19 protein-coding genes and 1 pseudogene are annotated in these 21,198 nt (G+C 62.8%); 7 read left to right on the plus strand and 13 right to left on the minus strand.

Annotated features, from left to right (window positions below; translation table 11 throughout):
- Positions 1-830: pseudogene (locus tag CLH61_RS18580) on the minus strand (IS3 family transposase); the annotation flags it as partial.
- 109 nt (positions 831-939) lie between these two features.
- A complete protein-coding gene (locus tag CLH61_RS14210) occupies positions 940-1,743 on the minus strand; it encodes a dienelactone hydrolase family protein (protein WP_099615426.1) in 804 nt (267 codons plus the stop codon).
- 162 nt (positions 1,744-1,905) lie between these two features.
- Here CLH61_RS14210 and ald point away from each other — a divergent pair, with 162 nt between their 5' ends.
- The 3 genes from ald (at position 1,906) to CLH61_RS14225 (ending at position 4,423) form a co-directional block, all read left to right on the plus strand.
- Positions 1,906-3,021 carry an alanine dehydrogenase gene (ald, locus tag CLH61_RS14215; RefSeq protein WP_099615427.1) on the plus strand — a complete coding sequence of 372 codons (1,116 nt, stop codon included), beginning with the start codon at positions 1,906-1,908 and terminating at the stop codon, positions 3,019-3,021.
- 33 nt (positions 3,022-3,054) lie between these two features.
- On the plus strand, positions 3,055-3,627 hold the full coding sequence (locus CLH61_RS14220; protein ID WP_099615428.1) for a glutathione S-transferase family protein: 573 nt from the start codon (positions 3,055-3,057) through the stop codon (positions 3,625-3,627).
- 184 nt (positions 3,628-3,811) lie between these two features.
- Positions 3,812-4,423, plus strand: a complete 612-nt coding sequence (locus CLH61_RS14225; protein ID WP_099615429.1) for a Yip1 family protein — start codon at positions 3,812-3,814, stop codon at positions 4,421-4,423.
- An 18-nt stretch (positions 4,424-4,441) separates the two neighbouring features.
- Here CLH61_RS14225 and CLH61_RS14230 read toward each other — a convergent pair whose 3' ends face one another.
- The 3 genes from CLH61_RS14230 to CLH61_RS14240 form a co-directional block, all read right to left on the minus strand.
- Positions 4,442-6,862, minus strand: a complete 2,421-nt coding sequence (locus CLH61_RS14230) for a phosphoketolase family protein (protein ID WP_099615430.1) — start codon at positions 6,860-6,862, stop codon at positions 4,442-4,444.
- A 103-nt stretch (positions 6,863-6,965) separates the two neighbouring features.
- Complete coding sequence (locus tag CLH61_RS14235; RefSeq protein WP_099615431.1) at positions 6,966-7,607, minus strand: HPP family protein; 642 nt, start codon at positions 7,605-7,607, stop codon at positions 6,966-6,968.
- A gap of 148 nt (positions 7,608-7,755) precedes the next feature.
- Positions 7,756-10,407, minus strand: coding sequence for an EAL domain-containing protein (locus tag CLH61_RS14240; protein ID WP_099615432.1), 2,652 nt, complete (start codon positions 10,405-10,407; stop codon positions 7,756-7,758).
- 274 nt (positions 10,408-10,681) lie between these two features.
- Here CLH61_RS14240 and pbpG point away from each other — a divergent pair, with 274 nt between their 5' ends.
- Both pbpG and CLH61_RS14250 read left to right on the plus strand, forming a co-directional pair.
- The gene (gene pbpG / locus CLH61_RS14245; RefSeq protein ID WP_228152653.1) at positions 10,682-11,584 is read left to right on the plus strand and encodes a D-alanyl-D-alanine endopeptidase; all 903 of its coding nucleotides are present in this window, start codon (positions 10,682-10,684) and stop codon (positions 11,582-11,584) included.
- Between the two features lie 32 nt (positions 11,585-11,616).
- Positions 11,617-12,096: an asparaginase domain-containing protein gene (locus tag CLH61_RS14250; RefSeq protein WP_099615433.1), complete on the plus strand. Its 480-nt coding sequence runs from the start codon at positions 11,617-11,619 to the stop codon at positions 12,094-12,096.
- On the opposite strand, the gene CLH61_RS14255 is transcribed toward CLH61_RS14250, so the two are convergent.
- The 8 genes from CLH61_RS14255 to CLH61_RS14290 all read right to left on the minus strand — a co-directional run bounded on the left by CLH61_RS14255 (position 12,093) and on the right by CLH61_RS14290 (position 19,450).
- Positions 12,093-12,785: a pseudouridine synthase gene (locus CLH61_RS14255; protein WP_099615434.1), complete on the minus strand. Its 693-nt coding sequence runs from the start codon at positions 12,783-12,785 to the stop codon at positions 12,093-12,095. The two genes, CLH61_RS14250 and CLH61_RS14255, sit on opposite strands and share 4 nt — an antisense overlap.
- Positions 12,786-12,788: 3 nt before the next feature.
- A complete protein-coding gene (locus CLH61_RS14260; protein ID WP_099615435.1) occupies positions 12,789-13,820 on the minus strand; it encodes a metal-dependent hydrolase in 1,032 nt (343 codons plus the stop codon).
- A 1-nt stretch (position 13,821) separates the two neighbouring features.
- The gene (locus tag CLH61_RS14265) at positions 13,822-15,072 is read right to left on the minus strand and encodes a lytic murein transglycosylase (RefSeq protein ID WP_407657588.1); all 1,251 of its coding nucleotides are present in this window, start codon (positions 15,070-15,072) and stop codon (positions 13,822-13,824) included.
- A 128-nt stretch (positions 15,073-15,200) separates the two neighbouring features.
- Positions 15,201-16,505: a phosphate regulon sensor histidine kinase PhoR gene (gene phoR, locus CLH61_RS14270; protein ID WP_099615436.1), complete on the minus strand. Its 1,305-nt coding sequence runs from the start codon at positions 16,503-16,505 to the stop codon at positions 15,201-15,203.
- A 32-nt stretch (positions 16,506-16,537) separates the two neighbouring features.
- A complete protein-coding gene (phoB, locus tag CLH61_RS14275; RefSeq protein ID WP_099615437.1) occupies positions 16,538-17,230 on the minus strand; it encodes a phosphate regulon transcriptional regulator PhoB in 693 nt (230 codons plus the stop codon).
- Between the two features lie 132 nt (positions 17,231-17,362).
- Positions 17,363-18,250: a 4-hydroxybenzoate octaprenyltransferase gene (gene ubiA, locus CLH61_RS14280; RefSeq protein WP_099615438.1), complete on the minus strand. Its 888-nt coding sequence runs from the start codon at positions 18,248-18,250 to the stop codon at positions 17,363-17,365.
- Between the two features lie 68 nt (positions 18,251-18,318).
- The gene (locus CLH61_RS14285; protein WP_099615439.1) at positions 18,319-18,912 is read right to left on the minus strand and encodes a chorismate--pyruvate lyase family protein; all 594 of its coding nucleotides are present in this window, start codon (positions 18,910-18,912) and stop codon (positions 18,319-18,321) included.
- Entirely contained in the window at positions 18,893-19,450 is a 558-nt protein-coding gene (locus CLH61_RS14290; RefSeq protein WP_099615440.1) for a hypoxanthine-guanine phosphoribosyltransferase, read from the minus strand. Before CLH61_RS14290 ends, CLH61_RS14285 begins: the two co-directional genes overlap by 20 nt.
- A gap of 266 nt (positions 19,451-19,716) precedes the next feature.
- Between CLH61_RS14290 and rubA the strand changes: the two genes are divergently transcribed.
- Both rubA and CLH61_RS14300 read left to right on the plus strand, forming a co-directional pair.
- On the plus strand, positions 19,717-19,884 hold the full coding sequence (gene rubA, locus CLH61_RS14295) for a rubredoxin RubA (RefSeq protein WP_099615441.1): 168 nt from the start codon (positions 19,717-19,719) through the stop codon (positions 19,882-19,884).
- Between the two features lie 40 nt (positions 19,885-19,924).
- Positions 19,925-21,079 (plus strand): FAD-dependent oxidoreductase, encoded by a 1,155-nt coding sequence (locus CLH61_RS14300; protein WP_099615442.1) that lies wholly within the window; start codon positions 19,925-19,927, stop codon positions 21,077-21,079.
- The last annotated feature ends 119 nt before the right edge of the window (positions 21,080-21,198 follow it).

A 21,198-nucleotide genomic window follows, 5' to 3' on the forward strand; every position in this document is an offset into this window, starting at 1 on the left:
ATAGACTCGTGGTCCATTTGAGCTTCCATGCTCGCCCTGGACTCCGGGCACACAATAGGTAATATCTGCCACCCAGAGCTGCTCGGGCGCGCCTGGCACGACCTGCTGAGGTCCTGCTTTCAGCAGGTTAGGATGGCAGCGAAAGTGGTGATGGCTGTGCGTGGTCTTATGATAAGCCCGCTTGCGGGGAACCAGTTGTCGGTGGGCTCTCAGGAGATTAAATAGTCGGTCCCGGCCCATGCGCAAATGGGCCTTCGGTTTCAGTAGCGAGTGCAGCTTGCGGGTTCCCAGACGAGGCTGGTGCAGGCGCTCTTCTCGTACAAAGTCCAACACCAGGCGATCGTGAGCCTGACGAACCGCATCAGCTTTGAAGTGCTGGTAATACGCCTGACGGGAGAAACCTAGATATCGGCAAGCCCGAGTAACGCTCAGGCCTTCGATCCGCTTTTGTGCGAGGACTTGCCGGACCGCTTTTTTACAACGCGACAGCCATAGTCCTTTTGCAGCACATCCACAACGGATTCAAAGAACTGAGCTTTCTGGCTGGCTTCATCTAGCTGCTGCTCCAACTCTTTGATGCGCTGCTCGGGTGTCAGTGGAAGATCCGGTTTGGCCATCGCAGCCCCCTTGCGAACGAAAAGCAAGGCCATCGGGCTCCAGTCCTGTTGACCATGCTTACGTAACCACGTTAGCACCGTCGAGCGCCCTTGGATACCGTATCGCTCCTGGGCTTGTTTGTAAGTCATTTCGCCCTTTTCAACCTGGCCCACCACCGCCAATTTAAAGGCCAGGGAATAATCTCGCTGACTCCTCCGCCTCTTCGTATTCATAACACCCTCCATATTCTCAAGTGGGAAGGTGTAAACCTTATTCAGGACTGGTCAAGAACATGAAAAAAGGCAGCTTCGGCTGCTTTTTTTTGTGGGTTTTTGTCGCGGGTCAGTCCGCAAAGATTTCGCGGTAAAACGCCATGGTGCCGTTCCATGAGCGTTCGGCAGCTGCAGCGTCATAGCCAATGGGCATGCCGAACTCTTCAGCAACCTTGTCGGCGCCGGGGTTGGTGAAGGAATGCAGTACCCCCGGGAAGCTCACCAGGGTCAGGTCGACCGAGGCATCCTGCATTTCCCTGGCGAGGGCGGCAACCTGTTCGGAAGGCACCATTTTGTCGGCCCCGCCGGTGTAAACCTGCACCCGCGGGATAACCTTGCCCGCCTCGGCTTTGATCGGGCTGCCGAGGGCACCGTGGAAGCTGACCACGCCATCGAGGTCGACCCCCAGTCGGGCCATATTCAGCACCACCGCTCCACCGAAGCAATAGCCCTGGGCGGCAATCTTGCTGGCGTCGACAGTTTCGTGTTGCTGCAGCAGCGTTTTGGCAGCCATAAAGCGGGCCCGGACCACGTCCATATCACTGGACGCCGCCTGCATGAACTTTTGGGCATCATCGGGGTGGTCTGCCAGTGTTCCGCTGCCATACATGTCCAGGGCAAAGGCGGTATAGCCCTCGCCAGCCAGCCGTTCAGCCTGGTTGCGGGCAAACTCGTTGTGGCCCCACCACTCATGAACGACCAATACTCCCGGGCGCTTGCCGGTGAATTCATCATCCCAGGCCAGGTAGCCGGTGAACGACGTACCATCGACCTGGTATTCCACGGTTTTGGTCTGTAATTCGGCGATGGCGGATGTGCTTGCAGCGGCCAGGGTAAGGGCCATGCAGCAGGTGGACAGGGTCAGTCTGGTCATAACGGTTGCGCTCCTTGTGGTTGAATCCTGCCGACCGGCGGCAGGGGGGAATCCTTGCGTTTACGAACCAAAAGCCTCACCCGATGGGTTTGGGTACCCGGGTGAAGTCACTCACTTTTACTACACTTTCAGAAGTTTCTCACATCAGAACAGGGGATGCCTATGAAGATCGGAACGCCGAAAGAGGTGAAGAATCATGAGTATCGGGTCGGGATGACCCCGGCGGCGGTTCATGAGCTGACCGGGCATGGCCACGAGGTATTTGTAGAGACCGGGGCGGGTGAGGCCATCGGCTTTACCGACTGCGACTATGCGGCGGCGGGCGCACAGTTGCTGGACTCCGCGCAGGCGGTGTTTGATGCAGCCAGCCTCATCGTCAAGGTCAAGGAACTGCAAGCTACGGAGAGGGCCTGGCTGACCCCTGACCATACCCTGTTTACCTACCTCCACCTGGCTCCGGACCAGGCCCAGACCGACGACCTGGTGAACTCCGGTGCAACCTGCATCGCCTATGAGACGGTTACCGACAGTCACGGCCGGTTGCCGCTGCTGGCGCCAATGTCAGAGGTTGCCGGCCGGATGGCGGTGCAGGCCGGGGCCTGGTGTCTCGAGAAGTCGATGGGTGGCCGGGGCGTGCTGCTCGGTGGCGTCCCCGGCGTTCCCGGTGGCCGGGTCACGGTCATCGGCGGGGGCGTGGTTGGCGAGAACGCCATTGCGATGGCGGTAGGGCTGGGGGCCCGGGTGACGGTGCTGGACCGCAGCGTCGATGCCCTGCGGCGGCTCGACCATCGTTACGGTAACCGGATCACGACCCTGTTCTCCACAGCGCACGGCTTGGACCAGGCGGTCACCGAGGCGGACCTGGTGGTGGGTGCGGTGCTGATCCCGGGCGCCGCAACCCCCAAACTGGTTACCCGCGACATGGTCAGGCGGATGCCGGCGGGCAGCGTCATTGTGGACGTCGCCATTGATCAGGGCGGCTGTGTCGAAACCTCCCGGCCCACCACCCATGCCGATCCGACATTTTTGGCGGAAGGCGTGGTACATTACTGCGTGGCCAATATGCCCGGCGCGGTGGCCAGGACCTCGACCCTGGCCCTGAGTAACGTGACCCTGCCCTACATTATCAGGCTGGCGGACCGGGGACCGGTGGAAGCCCTGCGGGAGGATCCGCACCTGCGCAACGGATTGAATGTCTACCAGGGCAAGGTAACGTATCGCGAAGTTGCCGAGGCGCGTGGATACCACTACGTGGCGCCCGAAACGTTGCTCGGGTGACCTTTCGTTACTGAATCGGAGAAGTACACGAACATGAAGCTGATCGGCTCAACAACCTCACCCTACGTCCGCCGCATCCGTATCCTGCTGGATGAAGAGCCCTACGAGTTTGTCAATCTTGATATCTATGGCGAAGGCCGGGATGAGCTTCGACGGCACAATCCGGCGCTGAAGATCCCCATGCTGATTGATGAAGGCCGCGAGATCTTCGATTCGCGGATCATCGGGCGTTATATAAGTGCCCGGCAGGGCCGGGACCCCCTGACCTGGGACCAGGAGAATCAGTTAACGCTGATCGATGCGGCTAACGACTCCTGTGTCACCCTGCTGCTGTCCAAGCGCTCCGGGCTGGACATCGAGCAGGATGCCATGTTCTACAACCTGCAGCGGGAGCGGATCATGACGACCCTGCGCACGCTGGCAGCGTTGGTAGATGATGGCCAGTTTGAACAATGGAACTATCCGGCGATCTGCCTCTATTGTCTGGTGGACTGGCTGGATTTCCGGGACCTGGTGAGCTTCGAGGGCGTCGAAAGCCTGTTGAGTTTCCGCGACCATTTTCGTGACCAGCCATTCGTTGCCGCCACCGACCCCCGTAACGCCTGACCTGCCTCGCTGATTACTTCTGGCCGGGATGCCCTGGGGAGTGTCCTGGAGGGTGCCCGGCCGGCTTCCTGCCGCTGTGCGGATTTCCGGATTATTGACTATAGTCAAGGGTGACGTCTGTCTTGATCTGTCGCACAGAGCCAGACGTAGATTCAGATGACAACAATAGCAAGAGGGTTAGGTTATGCTCCTGTCTCATGCGTTTGGTCTGTTTACCCATCCCGATGCCGAGTGGGCGTCCATCCGGAAGGAACACGAAACACCTCGTCGCGTCTATGTGGCCTACGTTCTCCTGCTGGCCGCGATCGGGCCTGTCTGTGCCTATATTGCCACGGCTCACCTCGGCTGGACTGTCGGTAACGAGCGTCTGATCAAGCTGACTGAAATCAGTGCCATGCAGCTCAGCGTCCTCACCTACCTGGCGATTCTGGTGGGTGTGTTTGCCCTCGGCTATGCCATCAACTGGATGGCCAAAACCTACGGTGCCCACGAAGAGCCGAATGCGGCCAATGGCATTGCGCTGGCGGCTTATTCTTGTACGCCGCTGTTCCTGGCCGGATTTGCCCTGCTGTATCCGGTGCCCTGGTTCAACGCGCTGGTTTTCCTGGCCGCAGCCTGTTACGGCGCGTGGCTGATGTATGATGGTCTGCCGATCGTGATGGGGATACCGAAGGAGCGCGCCATCATGTACGGCGGAGCCCTGCTCACGGTCGCCCTGGTGATTCTGGTATCGACCCGGGTGGGCTCGGTCATCCTCTGGAACTCGGGTTTTGGCCCGGTGTTCATCTCCGGCTGACCGGCCTGCATACCCGCTTCAGGGCAGAGCCCGGGTGATGATTTCCGGGTTGCCCTGGCCCGCCAGGGCCGCCAGTTCCGGGCCGCTCAGCCAGTCCTCGGCCGGGCGGTCGCAGATATCGGCGCAGGCCGCAAGGGCGTGAGCCCATGAGCAGCCATTGGCGAACAGCATTCCGGCTTCATCGAGAGTGCCGCCGTGGTTTATGTAACCCAGGACCCGTGAGCGACCCGCTTCCGGGAACAGTGGCCACAGGTGCCCCCGCAGCACCTCGGGGCGCATGTGGGTGAGCGCCACCCGGTGGCGCATGCGTGATGGCAGCAGGCGTTCCCGTTCGAACTCGGACAGGCAACGGTCCGCTTCCATCGAATCGCGGGGCTGGCGGAATTTGCCAGGCTCCTGCAGGTAAACCAGGCGAAACGGCGTGCCGGTGTCACGCAGCCGTTCGCAGGCGCGGATCAGCTCCGAGAGCTGATAGGCACCATTGGCGATCAGCAACAAGGGTTCGCCCGGTGACGTGTCCTCGTCCATGATGAATGCGCCCTGCTGCGCCAGCAGGCGGGCTTCATCCGGCGTGAAGACGCAGGGCCGTTGCCGCTTCGGCACCACCATACAGGCCAGCTCCCCCCGGGCCTGGTAAATTTCCGGTAGCACCGCCAGGGTGCTGTTGTAATCGGCCGGAAACAACACCCGGACACCATCGTTCATCTCCGCCAGCAGGCTTTCGCAGAATGTCGGGTCCTGATGGGACTGTTCGTTCTTGCCGTTTTCCCAGGTATGGGAGCTGGCCACCACCGGGAAGCCGAGCCACCGGGGCGGGCGTCCGGCCATTTTCTGGTGCCGGGCAAAAATCAGTTCCTGACGAATGGCGCCAAGCATCTTGACGCAGAAGGCTTCGTAACTGGCCACCAGGTTTAGCCCGGCCTTGTTGGCAAGGCAGGCGGACACCACCGCTTCTTCGTTGAGGGCGGTGATAATCTGGCCGTGGACCGACTCCTGGTCGTTCTCGGGATCGGTCACCCGGTGTTTCAGGGCTGCGAGGATTCCGCTGAGGCGGTTGCTGGCGAGTTCGTCCGGATTGCCGACGCGGGGGCGCAGTTGCGGATTGGCGAGGACCAGGGCCTGGAAGAAGTCGTCGATGGCGGCCATTGGTGAACGGGCGCCGGTTGCGGCGGCGATCTCCGGTATCACCGGGCTTTGCGGGGCGCGGACAGCCAGCGGATGATCCCGTTCCAGCGGTCGTTGCTGGGCGCCGTGGCGGCACAGCAGGGCGGTGGCGCCGGCCAGTTCGGCCGGGTCGACCCAGAGCTGGCGGACGTGGCTGTTGAACAGTTCCCGGGCGCGGCTATCGAGGCGTGGGTTGCCGGGCAACGGCAGGTTGTGGGCGGCATTGGTGCCGGCGCCGTAGAAGCCGAATCCCTTTTCGGTCTCGGCGATGCCATAAGGGATCCTGGCGGGATAGTTCAGGGCGCCAGTTGCCAGTTGCCGTCGCTGCTGCTGTAGCTGTTGTTGCATGTGATACAGGGCACAGACAAAGGCTGCCGGGTCGCGGCCATCGAAGCGAAGCGGTGCAAAGCCGCGGTGCTCCAGATGCTGGCCAAAGCGTTCAAGCCCGGCACGGGTGCCAAGTTCGGTGCGCTGCTCGATGCGCCGGCCATTGGCAATCATCACCGGGAGCACGTCGCCGGTATCTTCGGCCCGCCACCAGCGTGGCACCCAGTCACTGCCGCGCTGCTCCTCGGCGGCACCGTCAGACAGGAAGGCCACCAGGGATTCGCCGGGCAGGGGCATGTGGGCGTATTGCAGCTCGGCAAAGCCGAGGTAGCCTCCCTCCAGGACGCCGCCGGCGGTGTGGGGGCCGACATGGGAGCCAAGGGGGGCTGCGACACCGCCATCCGGACGCTGCCGGTAGCTGTAGAAATCTGACGCCAGCCGCGACAGTCCATCCGGGGTGCTGTAGCGCGCCGCCTGCTCCGGATGCAGGTTGCCGGTGAGCACGTTCAACGCGTCGATCGCCGCAACACAATGTCCCTGGCCCATCAGCCAGCTGCGGGTTTCGCCGGTCAGGGCATTGAGCACCAGGTAGGCGCCGTAAGCCGGCACCATGTTGAGTGCCCCCCCGGTGTGGCCCTCCGGCTTGGTTTTGAAATCGTGTGCTGCCAGCTCCGCGCCTGACGGATCCACCCGGTTGGCGTAGGTCATGTGAACCACAAGCCATAGGCCTGCGCTGGCCAGCCGGTCCAGTGCGGCGAGATGGGCAAACACGGTCGGAAGGTCCGGCTGGCACCCCCGGGACACCAGGTCACGGGCCATCGCCATGGCCTGGCGCCGGGTTTCGCGGCTATGCCGGAACACGCCGTAACCGTCACACCAGCGCCGGAACTCCGGGCAGGTACCGGCGTACTCTTCTAGGGTCGGGCTGTTGGCGGGCAAGGGTGTCATGGCAGCTGGCCTGGTTAATTTCCGATCTCTGGATTCTAGAAAATCGGACGCCGCTACCTCTTGATTCAGGTCACTCGCAATGATTTATGTTGCAGGCCCGTCACTAGCGAGCCTGGGCGCAACCTGCTGTTTTGGGGGCCGCGGGGGGCACCGGCTTGCGGGCGGACCAGAGGGGGTAGGCGATGCCCGCGAGCCGGTTCATGACGAAGGCATGTGCCAGTAACAGCAACACCCCGGCCATCAGCACCGGTAACTGGGCCGGGTCGGGCATCAGGCCGAGCGAAACGATCAGTGCCGTGGCGCCTGCCGGCGGGTGGGCGACCCGCAGCAGCACCATCAGGCAGCCGGTCATGCCGAGGGACAGGGCCGCTGCGCCGACCCGGGCAAGGTCCATGCCCTGCTGGAAGGCCGAGGGCTGATTCTGCAAGCCGAAAAGGTAGAGACTGAGCAGGCCCATGATGGCTCCGACCAGATGGCCGCACAGCGTGTTGCGGGGAGACGCGGGTTCGGCCAGGGGCACGTAGAACAGAATAAAGGCCGTGGCACCCAGGGAAGGGAAAATGAAGGCTTCCTGGGTTACCAGGGCGACAAAGGACACCAGTGCAATGCTCAGCCCGCCGTTTACCAGGCTGAACCCTGCCAGTACCGTCTTGCGGCTGTAGCGGCTGGCAAGCTGCTCAAGGTGAAGGGTGCGCAGCAGGCCGGTGGCCAGTTGCCAGCGTAATCGCTCGTTCCTCAGTCCCACAGGTCGTCCGGTCCGTTTGTGCACTGTATGGTGCACCGACAAGTGCACTAAAAGGGTGCGACATACTAGGGGCTGATATTCGTCAAGGCAAATCACTAATTCCGATTAGCCTTACCGATTCGGTAACACCTCCGCTGGCCAGCCGGTTTCAGTTGCCGGGAACCAGCGGTTGCTGCACCTTGCCCGGTGGCTGAATGCTTTCGGGCCGACTCCAGTAGTAGCCCTGGCCAAACAGGCCCGGAAACTGCTGGAGCCAGGTTGCGACGGCGTGGTCATCCACTCCCTCCACTACGACGTCCAGGTCCAGCGCCTCACCGAGCTCAAGGGCCGCACGGAAAATACGCTGGCGTACCGGGTTGGCAATGATGTCTTCCAGAAAGCTGCGATCGATCTTCAGCTCGTCAAGGGCGAAGCTGGCCAGTGCACTGAGCGAGGAGTGGCCGGTGCCGAAATCATCGAGGGCGATGCGGAAGCCGGCCTTGTTCAGGCGGTGGATCATTCGCCGGGCCTGGTCGATGTCGGACATGACCGCGGTTTCGGTAATCTCCAGAATCATTTGCCGGGGCGGCACTGCGTGATGGGCCAGGATTGCGGTAATTTCCTGATCGAACCGCGGTTGTTTAAGATCCAGTGCCGAGATGTTTACCGCGATGGCGACGGTCTCGCCATGGCGGTCCCGCAGCGCGGCCCAGTCCTGACAGGCCTGGTTGACGACCCAGCGGGTGACGGCGTGAATGGTGCCGACCTGTTCTGCAAGCGGGATCCAGCTTGCCGGGGAAACCAGCCCGAACTCCGGATGATGCCAGCGCAACAGGGCTTCACAGGCCACCACCCGTTGCTCTCGAATGGCAACTTTGGGCTGGTAATGGACCCGGATTTCATTGTTGCCGAGGGCGGACTCCAGGTCCAGCATCAATACCTGCTGGCGATATTGCTCTTCCGCCACTGCCGGATCATAGACGGTAAGGGCCTGCTGGGTACTCAGGCTGGCAAAGCCCGCACTGGATATGATGTCCGCCGCGCTGCGGCCGTGATCCGGGGCTCGGGCGACGCCGATCGAAGGCTGCCAGCTGAAGGTATAGCGACCTTCCACAAAATTTGCCCCCAGCCACTGGATGAGCTCTTGCCACTGCGTAGACAGCTCCGCCGGATTGTCCGCCAGGCCGTCGCTGGCGGTGCGCACCGCGAAACCATGGGTGCCGGCATCGATACTGGCGAGGGCGTGGCCCTTGAACAGCACCAGCCGGTCGCCGAAGTACATCTTGAGGAAGCTGTTCAGTCGCCGCAGATAGATGCGCAGCAGATCCTCGGCGGCGCGATAGCCCAGGGCCTGCTCGATTTCGTTGAAGCGCTGCAAGCGGACGATCGCCAGGGCATAGGGTTCGTCATTGTCGTGCCGGCCCTGCAGCGTTTCCTCCATGATGGCCCGGTTGGGGATGCCGGTCACCCGGTGGGTGGTCAGCAGGCGATCGTAGTCTTTTTCGATGCGGGATCTCAGTTGTTGCTCATGGCGGGCGCGGATCGAGGCGCCAAGTCGCCGGCGCCGTTCCTCCAGTAACTGGCGGCCGACTCCGACGGTAAGGATTACCGAGCTGATGGCGGTGCCGAGGAAAAACGCCGAATCGGTGAGCCCGTTCACCGGCAGCAGTCCCACGGTACGCAGCGAGGCTGCCAGGCCGCCGAGAAAGATCGCCAGGATCGACAGCGCGTAATAGCGGGCATAGACATGGCTGCGCAGCTGGCGCGCTACCACCGCGAGGATAAATCCGCCGGCAACGATGGCCAGCACCAGCAGCGAGCCCTGGCCAAGGAAAGGCAGGTTGAACGGCGTGGTGAGCATCAGCAGCAGCGCCAGGACACTGAACAGCTGCAGCATCCGGGCGGGCGGTCGAGCGAGGTCGATGAAGTGCGGGGTGAACTGGCAGAGCGCAATCAGGGTCAGTGGCAGGCTGATATTGATCAGCGCATTGAGGACCGGCCATTGCGGCCACAACAGCCACAGGCCAAAGCCTTCCATTACCAGCTGGCTGTGGATCACGCCCAGCAGCAGCACGCTGATCCAGGCGAGCCCTGGCCGCTTCAGCATACTGACGATGATGAGGTTGAACACCAGGGCAAAGGCCAGGATCCCGGCGATGAATGACTTCCAGACCAGAGTGTAGGTCACGGTGCCGGGTACCGAGTGACCTTCGGCAATGGCAACGGGTAACAGCGTGGAGCCTGAGGTGCGTACTTCAAACAGAAACATACTGCTGGATCGCGGCGGCAGGGTGACCGGCCAGATCCAGTGTGGCAGGTCATAAAAGCGCTGGCTGAACGGATAGCGGTCACCCATGACCGCCAGACGGGTAACACTGCCATCCGCGGCAATCACGGCCGGGGCAATGTGATCGAGGAATGGCGCTGCCACCACGATCAGTTGCCGGCGCGGCGTGTCCGCAGGATTGTCCAGGGTGAAGCGGAAGGTTGCCGGGGCGTCGAGGAAACCGAGCCCGGAGCGATGTTCCGGGGTGGGTTGCCAGTCTGCGGTGGTCCAGGCGCGGGTGGCGATAACATCGTCAAGCGCCATGATCCGGAAGTCGGTCTGTCGCGGTATCAGGCCTGTGGTAGTGCTCGCCAGGGTGGTTTTGGGTTCGTTGATGGACGCGCCGGTCGTTGCCAGATACAGATTGATACCCAGCCCCCAGCTTACTGCCAGCAGTACCAGCAGCAGTGGTGACCAGATGCCCAGCCGGTGTTGCCAGCTGGAACGGGGGGCCGCCTCGGTCAGGGGGTCAAGGGGCGAGGAGATCGCGTCCATTCTTCAGGAGCCTGGTTATGGGTTCTCGGATACAGCCGGACCGATGCGCCGTAAGGACCGTGTGGCAACGTTCGGGTTTAAGCATAACAACCTGAATCTGCGCGGGATTTTACCCGGTTTTAAGAAATTTTGCATTTTCCTGTAATGTTCCGGACAGGTTCGGGGCGATGCCATCGGGCCCCGGGCTGGTATGATAGTGCGGTTTGATGGGGAACGGATTGACGGGGAACTGATTTTGCGAACTCGGGCAACAATACACAGGTGGCGCGGACCGGTGACGGTCCTGTTGATGTTGTTACTGGCGGGACTGGCGGCGGAGGCCGCTCCCCCGGAACCGGCCAACCTGCATCTGGCGTCGGTGAATGCGGCGGTTGCACTGGCCGGTAACGACGAACTGCTCTACGACAAGAATGCCGACCGGGTCGTGCCGATAGCGTCGGTGACCAAGCTGATGACCGCGCTGGTGGTGTTGCGGTCGGGCCAGCCACTGGACGAATGGCTGACGTTCCTGCCCCGCCACCGGGAAGCGCCCAATAATGCCTATACCCGGATCCGGCAGGGGTCCGAGCTGCGCCGGCGCGATATCATCCGGATTGCCCTGATGTCGTCGGAAAACTTCGCCGCCTACACCCTGGCGCGCCATTTTCCCGGCGGCTATGACGGCTTTGTCGCCAGCATGAATGCAACCGCCCGTGAGCTGGGGATGACCTCGACCACCTTTGTCGATCCCACGGGGCTGAGCCCGCTGAACCGCGCCACAGCCGCAGATCTGGTCAGGCTGGTGAACGCCGCGCTGGAGTACCCGGAGATCGGTGAGTTTTCCACCACCGGCTACTTTACCGCCCGGTTCCGCAAGCCGCGCTATGACCTGGCCTACGGTAATACCAACGTGCTGGTGCACCGTGACAGCTGGGGCGTCGGGCTCAGCAAGACCGGCTATCTGTCGGAAGCCGGCCGTTGCCTGGTGATGGTCTCCGGTATGGCCGACCAGCAGGTGGTGACTGTCTTGCTGGATTCGTTCGGCACCCGTTCTCCGCTGGGTGATGCCGGCCGGGTCAAGCGCTGGCTCACCACCGGCAGCAGCGGCCAGGTCGCCGGGGCGGCGAAGGCGTACGAGCAGCGCAGGAATGCGGCCTATGCATCGAGTGCCGACGTGGAGCACGCAGCGGTCAACTGATCGTTGCCGGGACAAGGGTGGAGACCAGAGACATGATCCAGATTTTTACCACCGGCGGTACCATCGACAAGGTGTACTTCGATGCCAACAGCGAGTTCGCGATTGGCGACAGCCTGCTTCCCGAGCTGCTGCACGAAGCCAACGTCACCAGCGCTTTCCGGATTGACGAACTGGTGCGCAAGGACAGTTTGGAGATGACCGACGAGGACCGGGCGGTCATCCGGGGAGCCGTTATGGCGTGTCCCGCCGAGCGTATCCTGATTACCCATGGTACCGATACCATGGCGGAGACGGCCCGGGCCCTGGCAGACGTTGGCGGCAAGACCATCGTGCTGTTCGGGGCAATGCAGCCGGCCCGGATGCGCCGCAGCGATGCGGTGTTCAACCTGGGGTTTGCCTGGGCCGCGCTGCAGTTGCTGGCACCGGGTGTCTACATCGCGATGAACGGGGAGGTGTTCAGTCCCGAACGGGTCCGCAAGAACCTTCGGGCCCAGCGTTTTGAAGCCGGTTAACCCACGCTGGCGATCTCGTCCGCGGTCAGTGCGCGGTAGTCCCCCTCGGCCAGCGCCGGATCCAGGATAATCCCGCCAATGCGGCTGCGATGCAGCCCCGTCACATGGTTGCCCACCGCCGCCAGCATCCGTTTGACCTGGTGGTAGCGGCCTTCGGTAATGGTCAGCTCGATGATCCGCTCGGCCAACTGGCGGACTTCCGCCGGTCGGGTCGGTTTCGGGTCATTCTTCAGCAGCACCCCCTCTGCCAGTTGTTCCAGCATCGCGGGACTCACCGGTTCGGCCAGCCAGGCCCGGTAGGTTTTCGGGCATTCGATGCGGGGTGAGGTGACCCGGTGGGACCATTGGCCGTCATCGGTCAACAGCAGCAGGCCGGTGGTGTCCCGATCGAGCCGGCCGACAATATGGAGGCCAGCACGCCATTGGGCCGGTAACAGGTCCAGGGCGGTGGCGTGTTCCCCGTCGCGGGTGGCGCTGACCACACCGGCAGGCTTGTTCAGCATCAGGTAGCGGGCGCCTGGCAGTACCAGCGGGGTGCCGTCCAGGGCGATTTTCCGGGTTTCGCAAACGCTGGTGTTGGCGCGGGTACAGGGGACATTGTCCACCAGCACCCGACCGGCGCTGATGGCGCGTTTGGCTTCCTTGCGGGACAGGCCGCTGGTGCTGGCAACAAAGAAATCAAGGCGCATGGTTCAGGAACAGGGCTCGTTAACGGGGCGAACTTCGAGGGTGGCCAGGCACAGGATCGGCGCTTCACCGCTGGCGCGCTGCCAGAGCGCTGTCAGCAGTTGGCGGCCTACCGCCGGCCGCGGCAGCCGGTAACTGCTCGCCGGTTGCCAGCCGTTACCCTGATCCTCAGCCAATACGAAGGTGAACGGGTGGGCGCCGGGAAGGCCGAGCCGGATGTCGGTGGCCAGCAGCCGGCCGTCCCGCTGTTCGAAGGCGAGGAACCCGCGGGTAAACCAGAGCAGGCGCTGTCCTTCCGGCAGCCCGGCGGCTGCAGCGGCCAGCGACGGGTTGCGGGGGAAGCGCTCGACACTGAGGGGAATGTCTCCGTCGAACAGACCGGTGACGATCTCCAGTCGCTGATCGCCGGCAAGCACCGTGGCGCGCCACAACAGGCTGGTGAAGGGCATGGGCTGGATCAGTGCCGGCGCGTTTTCCAGACCGCGGGCCGCCAGTTCCTGGTCGATTCGGTTGGTGATGATCTGTTGGGCAACCAGCGTCCAGCCCAGATAGGCTGTCGACAGTACCAGACCGGCGATCAGTGGTCGCACCCTGCCGGGTTGCCAGAGGCTGTAAAACAGCGGAACCAGCAGCGGAAGGGTATAGAGCGGGTCGATAATGAAAATGCTGTTGATGGCCACCGGGCGGCCCAGTGGCCAGAACAGCTGGGTGCCGTAGGTAGTCAGGCTGTCCAGTAACGGGTGGGTTACCAGCACCAGCCCGGTCAGCAGCAACCACTGTCGGTAGGGCAGCCGGGGTTGCCAGCGGTGCAACAGCCACCCCAGGATCACGGCAAGCGGAACCAGCACCAGCAGGGAGTGGCTGAACCCCCGGTGCTGGGTGAAATTGGCCACCGCAGTGCCGTAATCGATCACCACGTCCAGGTCGGGCAGGGTGCCAAGCACGGCACCGGCGATCAGGGCCTTGCGGCCCAGCACCTTGCCGGCTACGGCGCCTCCGAGTGCGGCGCCCAGCGCAGCCTGGGTAATGGAGTCCATGTCAGCTTCCGATGCCCAGCCTGGTCAGCAGTTCCTGGCCCGGATAACCATCGGCGGTCATCTGTTCGCTGGCCTGGAATGCGCGGATTGCCGAGCGGGTTGCCGGACCCATGATGCCGTCGGGATTGCCGCTGACAAAGCCGCGATCATTCAGCGCCTGCTGGAGGGTCATGATCTGGTCGCGGGACAATGCGGGCACGTCGGTGGGCGGCGGATTGTGCAGGCCGCTGGCGCCGGCAATGCGGTCGGCCAGGTGGCCGACGGCAATGGCGTAGAACTCGGAGCGGTTCCAGCCCATGATGACGTTGAAGTTGTGGTAGGCCAGGAAGGCCGGGCCGCGATGCCCGGCCGGCACCACCAGTGCGGCCTTGATCGGCGCACTGGCGACCGGATGGCCGAACACGTCGGTGATGCCCAGGGCCCGCCACTCCTCCAGCGGCAGGCGGCGGCCGTCAGCAAGGGCGTAGTTGAAGCCGTCGGGCAACACGACTTCCCGTCCCCAGCGATACTCCTCGTTCCAGCCCAGGTCCTTGAGGAAATTGCCGGCGGACATCAGGGCGTCGGGCAGGCTGTTCCACAGGTCTCGTCGGCCGTCGTTGTCGCCATCCACGGCGTGGCGCAGGAAAACGGTTGGCATGAACTGGACATGGCCCATGGCGCCAGCCCAGGAACCTTCCATCTGGTCGGGGCTGATCGAGCCCTCTTCGATGATGCGCAGTGCTGCCACCAGCTGCTGGGTAAAGAACTCGCTGCGCCGGGCATCACAGGCCAGGGTTGCCAGGGAGCTCGGCACTGACATCTTGCCAAAATAGGAACCGAAATTCGTTTCCAGGCCCCAGAAGGCCAGCAGATAGGCGGGCGGTACGCCGCTCTCCGCCGTTACCCGCTTGAGCAGGTCCCGGTGTTCCCGGAGCAGTTCCCGGCCCTTGCTGATACGGGCCTCGTTGACCCGCCGATTGAGGTAATCGGCAAACGTCGTGGTGAACTCCGGCTGTCGGCGATCCAGCTCGATGACCCGGTCCAGATGTTCCACCCCGGCCAGTACCGTGGTTGCGGTCTGCTCGGATACGCCATCACGGATGGCACGGGTTTTCAGGCGCTCGATGCATTGCTGGAATTCGGCGCCGGCGTCAGCGGAGGTTTCGGCGAATGCCGGCGCTGCAGACAGCAGTGCGGCGACGCCAAGTCCGGTAGCCAGGTTGCGACGCAGTGTGTTGTGGCGGCACGTCCGCCGCGGGGGGGAAATCGGCACGATCACCTCTCATCCGGAATATGTTACTGAACCGCCATGTTAGCCTGTTTCGGGGTGGGGAACACAGCCAATGCGGTGGCAATTGGTGACAATTCCTTAAGGTCCCGGCGTTTCGCCCGGAACCGGTATTACAGGGGATTTTCTGCGAGCCGTTCCCGCGGGAAATGGCAGATGAATTCGCTGCCTTCGCCAATGTGGCTGCGGATCTCCAGCTTGCCGTCGTGGTTCAGCAGGACATGTTTGACGATGGCCAGGCCGAGCCCGGTGCCGCCGGTTTCCTGGTGGCGGCTGGGGTCGGCCCGGTAGAACCGTTCGGTGAGGCGGGGGATGTGCACAGGGTCGATCCCGATGCCGGTATCGCGGACCGAAAGATGGGCACCGTCACGGTCGGTAGACCAGCTGACGGTAATGCGACCTCCGGCCGGGGTGTATTTCACGGCATTGAATATCAGGTTGGAGAAGGCGCTGCGTAACTGGCTTTCATCCCCTCGCAACAGGCGCTGGTCATTGATGGCGATCTCGAATTCATGGTGTTTGTCGCCACTGAGAACTTGCGCATCGTGACAGATCTGGCCGATCAGATCGTTCACATCGGTGAGGGCGTCGTTGATGGTCTGCTCGCCGGTTTCGATTTTTGACAGCAGAATCAGGTCGGTAATCAGGGCTTCCATGCGGGAGGACTGCTGCGCCATGGTGATGATGGCCCGGCGCCACTTCGGTGGCAGGTCGTCGGCGTTGTCGACCATGGTTTCCAGATAGCCGCTGATCACGGTCAGTGGCGTTCGCATCTCGTGGGAAACGTTGCCGACAAAGTCCCGGCGCATCTGTTCCAGCTGGTGTAGTCGGGTGACATCCTTGGCGACAATCAGCCGGTCGTCATCCCCGAACAGGCTGATCTGGATCTGCAGGTGGATGTGTGGCTTGGCCGGCGAGGTCAGTTCAAGCGGGTCCCGGTAGTCCCGGCTGTCGAAATAGGCCTTGAACGCCGGCGTCCGGATCAGGTTGTGGATGTACTGTCCGCGGTCTGACTGGCGGCGGAAGCCCAGCAGATGTTCGGCGGAGCCGTTCCACCATTCCAGGGCACCGCGGGAGTCGGTCATGATGACACCGTCACGCATGGCGTTGGTGGATTCCTGAACCCGGTTGATCTGGGCCCGGAGCCGGTCCTGGGTGCGCAGGTGGTTGTTGTGCAGGCGGTGCAGGGAGTCGAACAGGTCCCCCCACAAGCCGATACTCTGGGGCGCTTCGTCGGAGGCGCTGGGATTGGCCAGCCAGCGGTGCAACTTGCGGGCCTGGGCGAGGGTCCACCACAGGTAGCCCAGCAGGCCGGCCAGCAGCCCGAGCAGGGCCTGGCCGAAAATAAAGCCGACGGTGGTGGTGGCGATCAGGAACAGGACGATCAGGCGCAGGTACCGGGGCCAGTTATGTTGCATGGATTTCCCGTCGGTTGGTTTGCGGGTCCGGGTCAGGCGGTACGGGTAGAGAACCGGTAGCCGGTACCACGAACGGTCTGGATCAGGTGGTCGTATTTGTCACCCAGGGCCTTGCGCAGCCGCCGGATGTGAACATCGACGGTGCGTTCTTCCACATAGACATTGCCGCCCCACACTTGGTCCAGGAGCTGGGAGCGAGTATAAACCCTTTCCTGGTGTGTCATGAAGAACTGCAGCAGGCGGTATTCCGTTGGCCCCATGGTAAGGGCTCCGTCGTTGGTGGTCACCCGGTGGCCAATGGGATCCAGGGTTAGCCCCTCGACCTCGATGGGAGTTTCCACGCCGGCGGGGGTGGTGCGACGCAGCACGGCCTTGAGGCGGGCGACCAGCTCCCGGGGCGAAAACGGCTTGGTTATGTAATCGTCGGCACCAACTTCAAGGCCCTGGATCTTGTTGTCTTCCTCCGCCTTCGCGGTGAGCATGATGATGGGGATCTCGGCGGTGGTTTCTTCTTTTTTCAGCCGCCGGGCAAGTTCGACGCCGCTGGTGCCGGGCAGCATCCAGTCCAGCAGGATCAGGTCGGGCTGTTTGTCGACGATCAGGGCGTGGGCCTGGCGGGCATCCGCTGCCTCAAGGTAGTCGTAATCCGCCATTTCCAGTGCCACGGCAATCATTTCGCGGATGCTGGCTTCGTCGTCTACGATCAGGACGGTTTTTCCGGACATGTGTTTTAACCTGTATCAGACCTTGTTTTGTTGCTGCCTCATTACAACGTCGTCGTGTTACAAGTATATGACAGGTTCGGCTTTGCCGGCGGTAAAGTCCGCACCGGGAGCGCGTTCGGCCGGGCTGCCGCCTCAGCGAACCAGCATGTCGAGGGCCAGTCCGATGAACACGGCCAGTCCGGCCCAGTTGTTATTGAGAAATGCCTTGAAGCAGGGGGCCCGCTGCTGGTCGCGGGCCAGGTATTGCTGGTAGAGGAACAGGCCGGCCATGGCGGCCAGGCCCAGGTAATAGAGCACGCCAAGGCCGGCCTGGTGACCGACAAGGGCGAGGATCAGCACGGTCAGCCCCTGGAGGACGCCGATGATGGCCCGGTCGGCATCGCCGAACAGGATTGCCGTGGATTTGATGCCGACCTTCAGGTCGTCATCCCGGTCAACCATCGCATAGAAGGTGTCGTAGGCGACCGTCCAGAGCACGTTGGCGGTGAACAGCAGCCAGGTCATCTGACTCAGTTCGCCGGCTTCTGCTGCCCAGGCCATGGGGATGGCCCAGGAGAAGGCGGCGCCGAGGAACAGTTGCGGGAGGTGGGTGTGGCGTTTCATGAAGGGATAAATGAAAGCCAGCAGGGCGCCTCCGAAGGACAGGTAGAGTGTCAGCGGGTTGGTGAACAAAACCACCATCAGAAAGGACAGCAGGCACAGGGCGCCAAACAGCGCGACGGCTTCCCAGGCCTTGATACGGCCGGCAGTGAGCGGGCGGTCCATGGTGCGCTTGACGTGGCGGTCCCAGCCGCGGTCCGCGAAGTCATTGATGGCGCAGCCGGCGGCCCGCATGAAGAAAACGCCGAGGGTAAAGATCACGATGTTGGCAACGGTGGGGCTGCCATCGCCGGCCAGCCAGAGTGCCCAGTAAGTGGGCCACAGCAACAGCAAACTGCCAATGGGCCGGTCGATTCGCAGCAGCCTGGCATAGTCGGCGAGGCGACTCTGGACGTGTTCGGGCATGGCGTGGAGCAGCATAGCGGTACCATCCGGTTGGGGTGTGTTGCAGCGGGATGCGGAGATTATAGCCAGCCCCGGGGGGCGGGTTAAAGGCCGTGCGGGCGATAGAGGGAAGGGAGAAGATACTCGCCGACCAGCAAGGCACGGTTTCCCCAGTGGAACAGCGAACGCCGGGCGATTTCGGGCTGTCCGCTGACCTGCGGGCGGCACAGACCGGTTTCCAGCGGGCCCCGCTGCCAGTGAGGGCTGCTGAACAGGTAGGCGCCGAGGGGTTTGCTGCCGAGGTGGCGAAGCCGGCCGCCGGCACCCTCGAGGCAGGCCATGGGAATAATGGTGCGGGCCAGTACCCAGGGCGCACCATCGCCACACAGGCGGACCTCGCGGATCCAGGCACGCTGGCGCAGGGGAATGGCCAGGTGGCGGGCTTCTTCCAGGGTTGGAGTGGCGAAGCCTTCCCGTTGCACTTCCACATGGAAGGACCGGGCACAGGCTTTTTTCAGCGCCGCGGTAAAGGAGCCCTCTACCTGCAGCCAGTAGCGAGCCGGGCCGTGCACCTCCGGATTTCTGAGCCCGGCAGCGGCGAGGGAGCAGTACCAGTCGGTCGGCGGAATGGCCAGCGGGCGGGCGTCCGGCGTGGCCGGTACCCGGTTGCCGCCGATGTCAGAGTCCCTTGACGGCATAGATGCCCGGTGCGTTGCGCCAGTACCCTTTATAATCCATGCCAAAGCCAAACAGGAAGCGGTCTTCCACTTCCAGGCCGGTAAAGTCGGCCTTCAGGCCGGGCCGGGCTTTGCGGTCGTGTATCTTGTCCACCAGCACCGCCGTGAGCACGGTCTCGGCGCCCTGGGCGCGGCAATAGTCCGCGATTGCCTCCAGGGTGGTACCTTCATCGAGGATATCGTCAACGATCAGGACGGTGCGGCCCTGCATGTTCGCTTCCGGACGCAGTTTCCACTCGAGCAGCCCGCCGGTGGTTTCCTGGCGGTAGCGGGTGGCGTGCAGGTACTCGGCCTGAACCGGGAACTTCAGCCGTGGCAGCAGTTGACCGGTCAGGATCAGGCCGCCGTTCATCACGCAGAACAGTAACGGGTTGCGGTCCTTCAGTTGATCGGTAATGGCTGCGGCAAGGGCGTCGATGGCGGCGTGGACCTGGGTTTCCGGTACCAGGCAGTCGGCTTCGGCCAGCACCTGGTTCATCTCGGCGACGGTATCGGTCATAACGGTCGGATCCTGTCGTAAAACCGCCGATTATACCGGACCGGGACGGTGGAAGGGAGGTTTGTCCGCAGTGCATGCCATGGGTAATTGTTGCTATTGGCAGCAGAGGCCTTGTCTTGCTGTCGTCGCTGGCATTGGTGCCGGGCGAGTCGATGGGTATGATGGCCCGAGAGACTGGCGTGGCGTGCAGTTAATGGCGCAAAGAACTTGCATGTACGATTGTTCGACAATTATTATTGCGCCCGGATAAAACCAGGAGACAGGATATGAAGAAGTGGCAGTGTGTGGTCTGTGGCTGGATCTATGACGAAGCCGAAGGCTGGCCGGAGGACGGCATTGAGCCGGGTACCCGCTGGGAGGACGTGCCGGATGACTGGGTCTGCCCCGATTGCGGTGTCGGCAAAGAAGACTTTGAAATGATCGAGATCAGCTGATCCGGCCGCTGTGCCCAGCAACCCTCAAGGAGAGCAGTGAATGAGTATTGATGCCCCGATTGTGATTGTCGGCACCGGGCTGTCCGGCTATTCCCTGGCCCGGGAAATCCGTAAGCAGGATAAGGATGTGGCCATTGTCATGGTCACAGCCGACGATGGTTTCAGCTATTCCAAGCCGATGCTCTCCACCGGTTTCACCAAGGGCAAGGAGGCCGACGAGTTGGCCCAGGCCACGTCGGCGGCGATGGTGGAGCAGCTCAACATTGAACTGCGCACCCATACGACGGTGACCGGCATTGATACCGCGGGCCATGTGCTGCACCTCGGGGACGAGCGCCTGGCCTACGGCAAACTGGTGCTGGCCTGGGGCGCGGATGTGATTCGCCTGCCACTGGCCGGGGACGGTCAGGAGCATGTGTTCTCGATCAATGACCTGATGGATTACCGGGCATTCCGCAAGGCGCTGGCGGGTAAACGGCGGGTCGCCATTATGGGTGCCGGGCTGATCGGCTGTGAATTTGCCAATGATCTGCATAACGGCGGTTTTGAGGTGGATGTGATTGCACCTTCTGACACCGTAATGCCGGGGCTGATGCCGGCGGTGGCAGCGGATGCCGTGCGTGATGCGCTGGCTGAGCTGGGGGTACGGTTCCACCTTGAAACCGTCGTGGAGCGGATTGCCCGGGACGGGGACGGGGTGCGCCTGACCCTGGCCAACGGTGAGTCGCTGGCCGCCGATCTGGTGATCTCGGCGATCGGTCTGCGGCCACGGACCGGACTGGCGGAAGCGGCCGGTATTGCCACCGCACGCGGCATCGTGGTGAACCGCGCCCTTGAGACCTCTGCCGCCGATGTTTATGCCCTCGGTGACTGCGCCGAGGTGGATGGCCATGTGCTGTTGTATGTGTTGCCACTGATGGCCTGTGCGCGGGCCCTGGCGAAGTCACTGACCGGCGAGCGGACCGAAGTCAGTTACGGCACTATGCCGGTTATGGTCAAGACCCCATGCTGCCCGGTGGCCGTCTGTCCACCGCCTGTCGCTGCCAGCGGTGAATGGGACGCGGAGCGGACGGGCAACAGTGTCCGCGCCCTGTTCCGGGATGGCTCCGGTCAGGTGCTGGGTTTTGCGGTGACCGGGGATTTTGCGGTAGAGAAACAGGCGCTGGCCAGGGAGGTACCGCCCCTTCACGGCTGAGGGCGGGAGCCGGCAGGCTGTCCTCCGACCGTCCGCGAGGTTGACCGGAGGTGGTTTGCCGGCTTTTTTCGTTGCGTAAAACCACCGGTTGCGGTAGAAAACCCCTTCGTCAGCTAACC

It is taken from the genome of Marinobacter profundi (assembly GCF_002744715.1).
Taxonomy (GTDB): domain Bacteria; phylum Pseudomonadota; class Gammaproteobacteria; order Pseudomonadales; family Oleiphilaceae; genus Marinobacter; species Marinobacter profundi.

Excerpts from the sequence above, each read along its gene's own strand:
- CLH61_RS14210 (WP_099615426.1), bottom strand. The coding sequence starts at position 1,743 with ATGACCAGACTGACCCTGTCCACCTGCTGCATGGCCCTTACCCTGGCC.
- ald (WP_099615427.1), top strand. The coding sequence starts at position 1,906 with ATGAAGATCGGAACGCCGAAAGAGGTGAAGAATCATGAGTATCGGGTC.
- CLH61_RS14220 (WP_099615428.1), top strand. The coding sequence starts at position 3,055 with ATGAAGCTGATCGGCTCAACAACCTCACCCTACGTCCGCCGCATCCGT.
- CLH61_RS14225 (WP_099615429.1), top strand. The coding sequence starts at position 3,812 with ATGCTCCTGTCTCATGCGTTTGGTCTGTTTACCCATCCCGATGCCGAG.
- CLH61_RS14230 (WP_099615430.1), bottom strand. The coding sequence starts at position 6,862 with ATGACACCCTTGCCCGCCAACAGCCCGACCCTAGAAGAGTACGCCGGT.
- CLH61_RS14240 (WP_099615432.1), bottom strand. The coding sequence starts at position 10,407 with ATGGACGCGATCTCCTCGCCCCTTGACCCCCTGACCGAGGCGGCCCCC.
- CLH61_RS14250 (WP_099615433.1), top strand. The coding sequence starts at position 11,617 with ATGATCCAGATTTTTACCACCGGCGGTACCATCGACAAGGTGTACTTC.
- CLH61_RS14255 (WP_099615434.1), bottom strand. The coding sequence starts at position 12,785 with ATGCGCCTTGATTTCTTTGTTGCCAGCACCAGCGGCCTGTCCCGCAAG.
- CLH61_RS14260 (WP_099615435.1), bottom strand. The coding sequence starts at position 13,820 with ATGGACTCCATTACCCAGGCTGCGCTGGGCGCCGCACTCGGAGGCGCC.
- phoR (WP_099615436.1), bottom strand. The coding sequence starts at position 16,505 with ATGCAACATAACTGGCCCCGGTACCTGCGCCTGATCGTCCTGTTCCTG.
- phoB (WP_099615437.1), bottom strand. The coding sequence starts at position 17,230 with ATGTCCGGAAAAACCGTCCTGATCGTAGACGACGAAGCCAGCATCCGC.
- ubiA (WP_099615438.1), bottom strand. The coding sequence starts at position 18,250 with ATGCTGCTCCACGCCATGCCCGAACACGTCCAGAGTCGCCTCGCCGAC.
- CLH61_RS14285 (WP_099615439.1), bottom strand. The coding sequence starts at position 18,912 with ATGCCGTCAAGGGACTCTGACATCGGCGGCAACCGGGTACCGGCCACG.
- CLH61_RS14290 (WP_099615440.1), bottom strand. The coding sequence starts at position 19,450 with ATGACCGATACCGTCGCCGAGATGAACCAGGTGCTGGCCGAAGCCGAC.
- rubA (WP_099615441.1), top strand. The coding sequence starts at position 19,717 with ATGAAGAAGTGGCAGTGTGTGGTCTGTGGCTGGATCTATGACGAAGCC.
- CLH61_RS14300 (WP_099615442.1), top strand. The coding sequence starts at position 19,925 with ATGAGTATTGATGCCCCGATTGTGATTGTCGGCACCGGGCTGTCCGGC.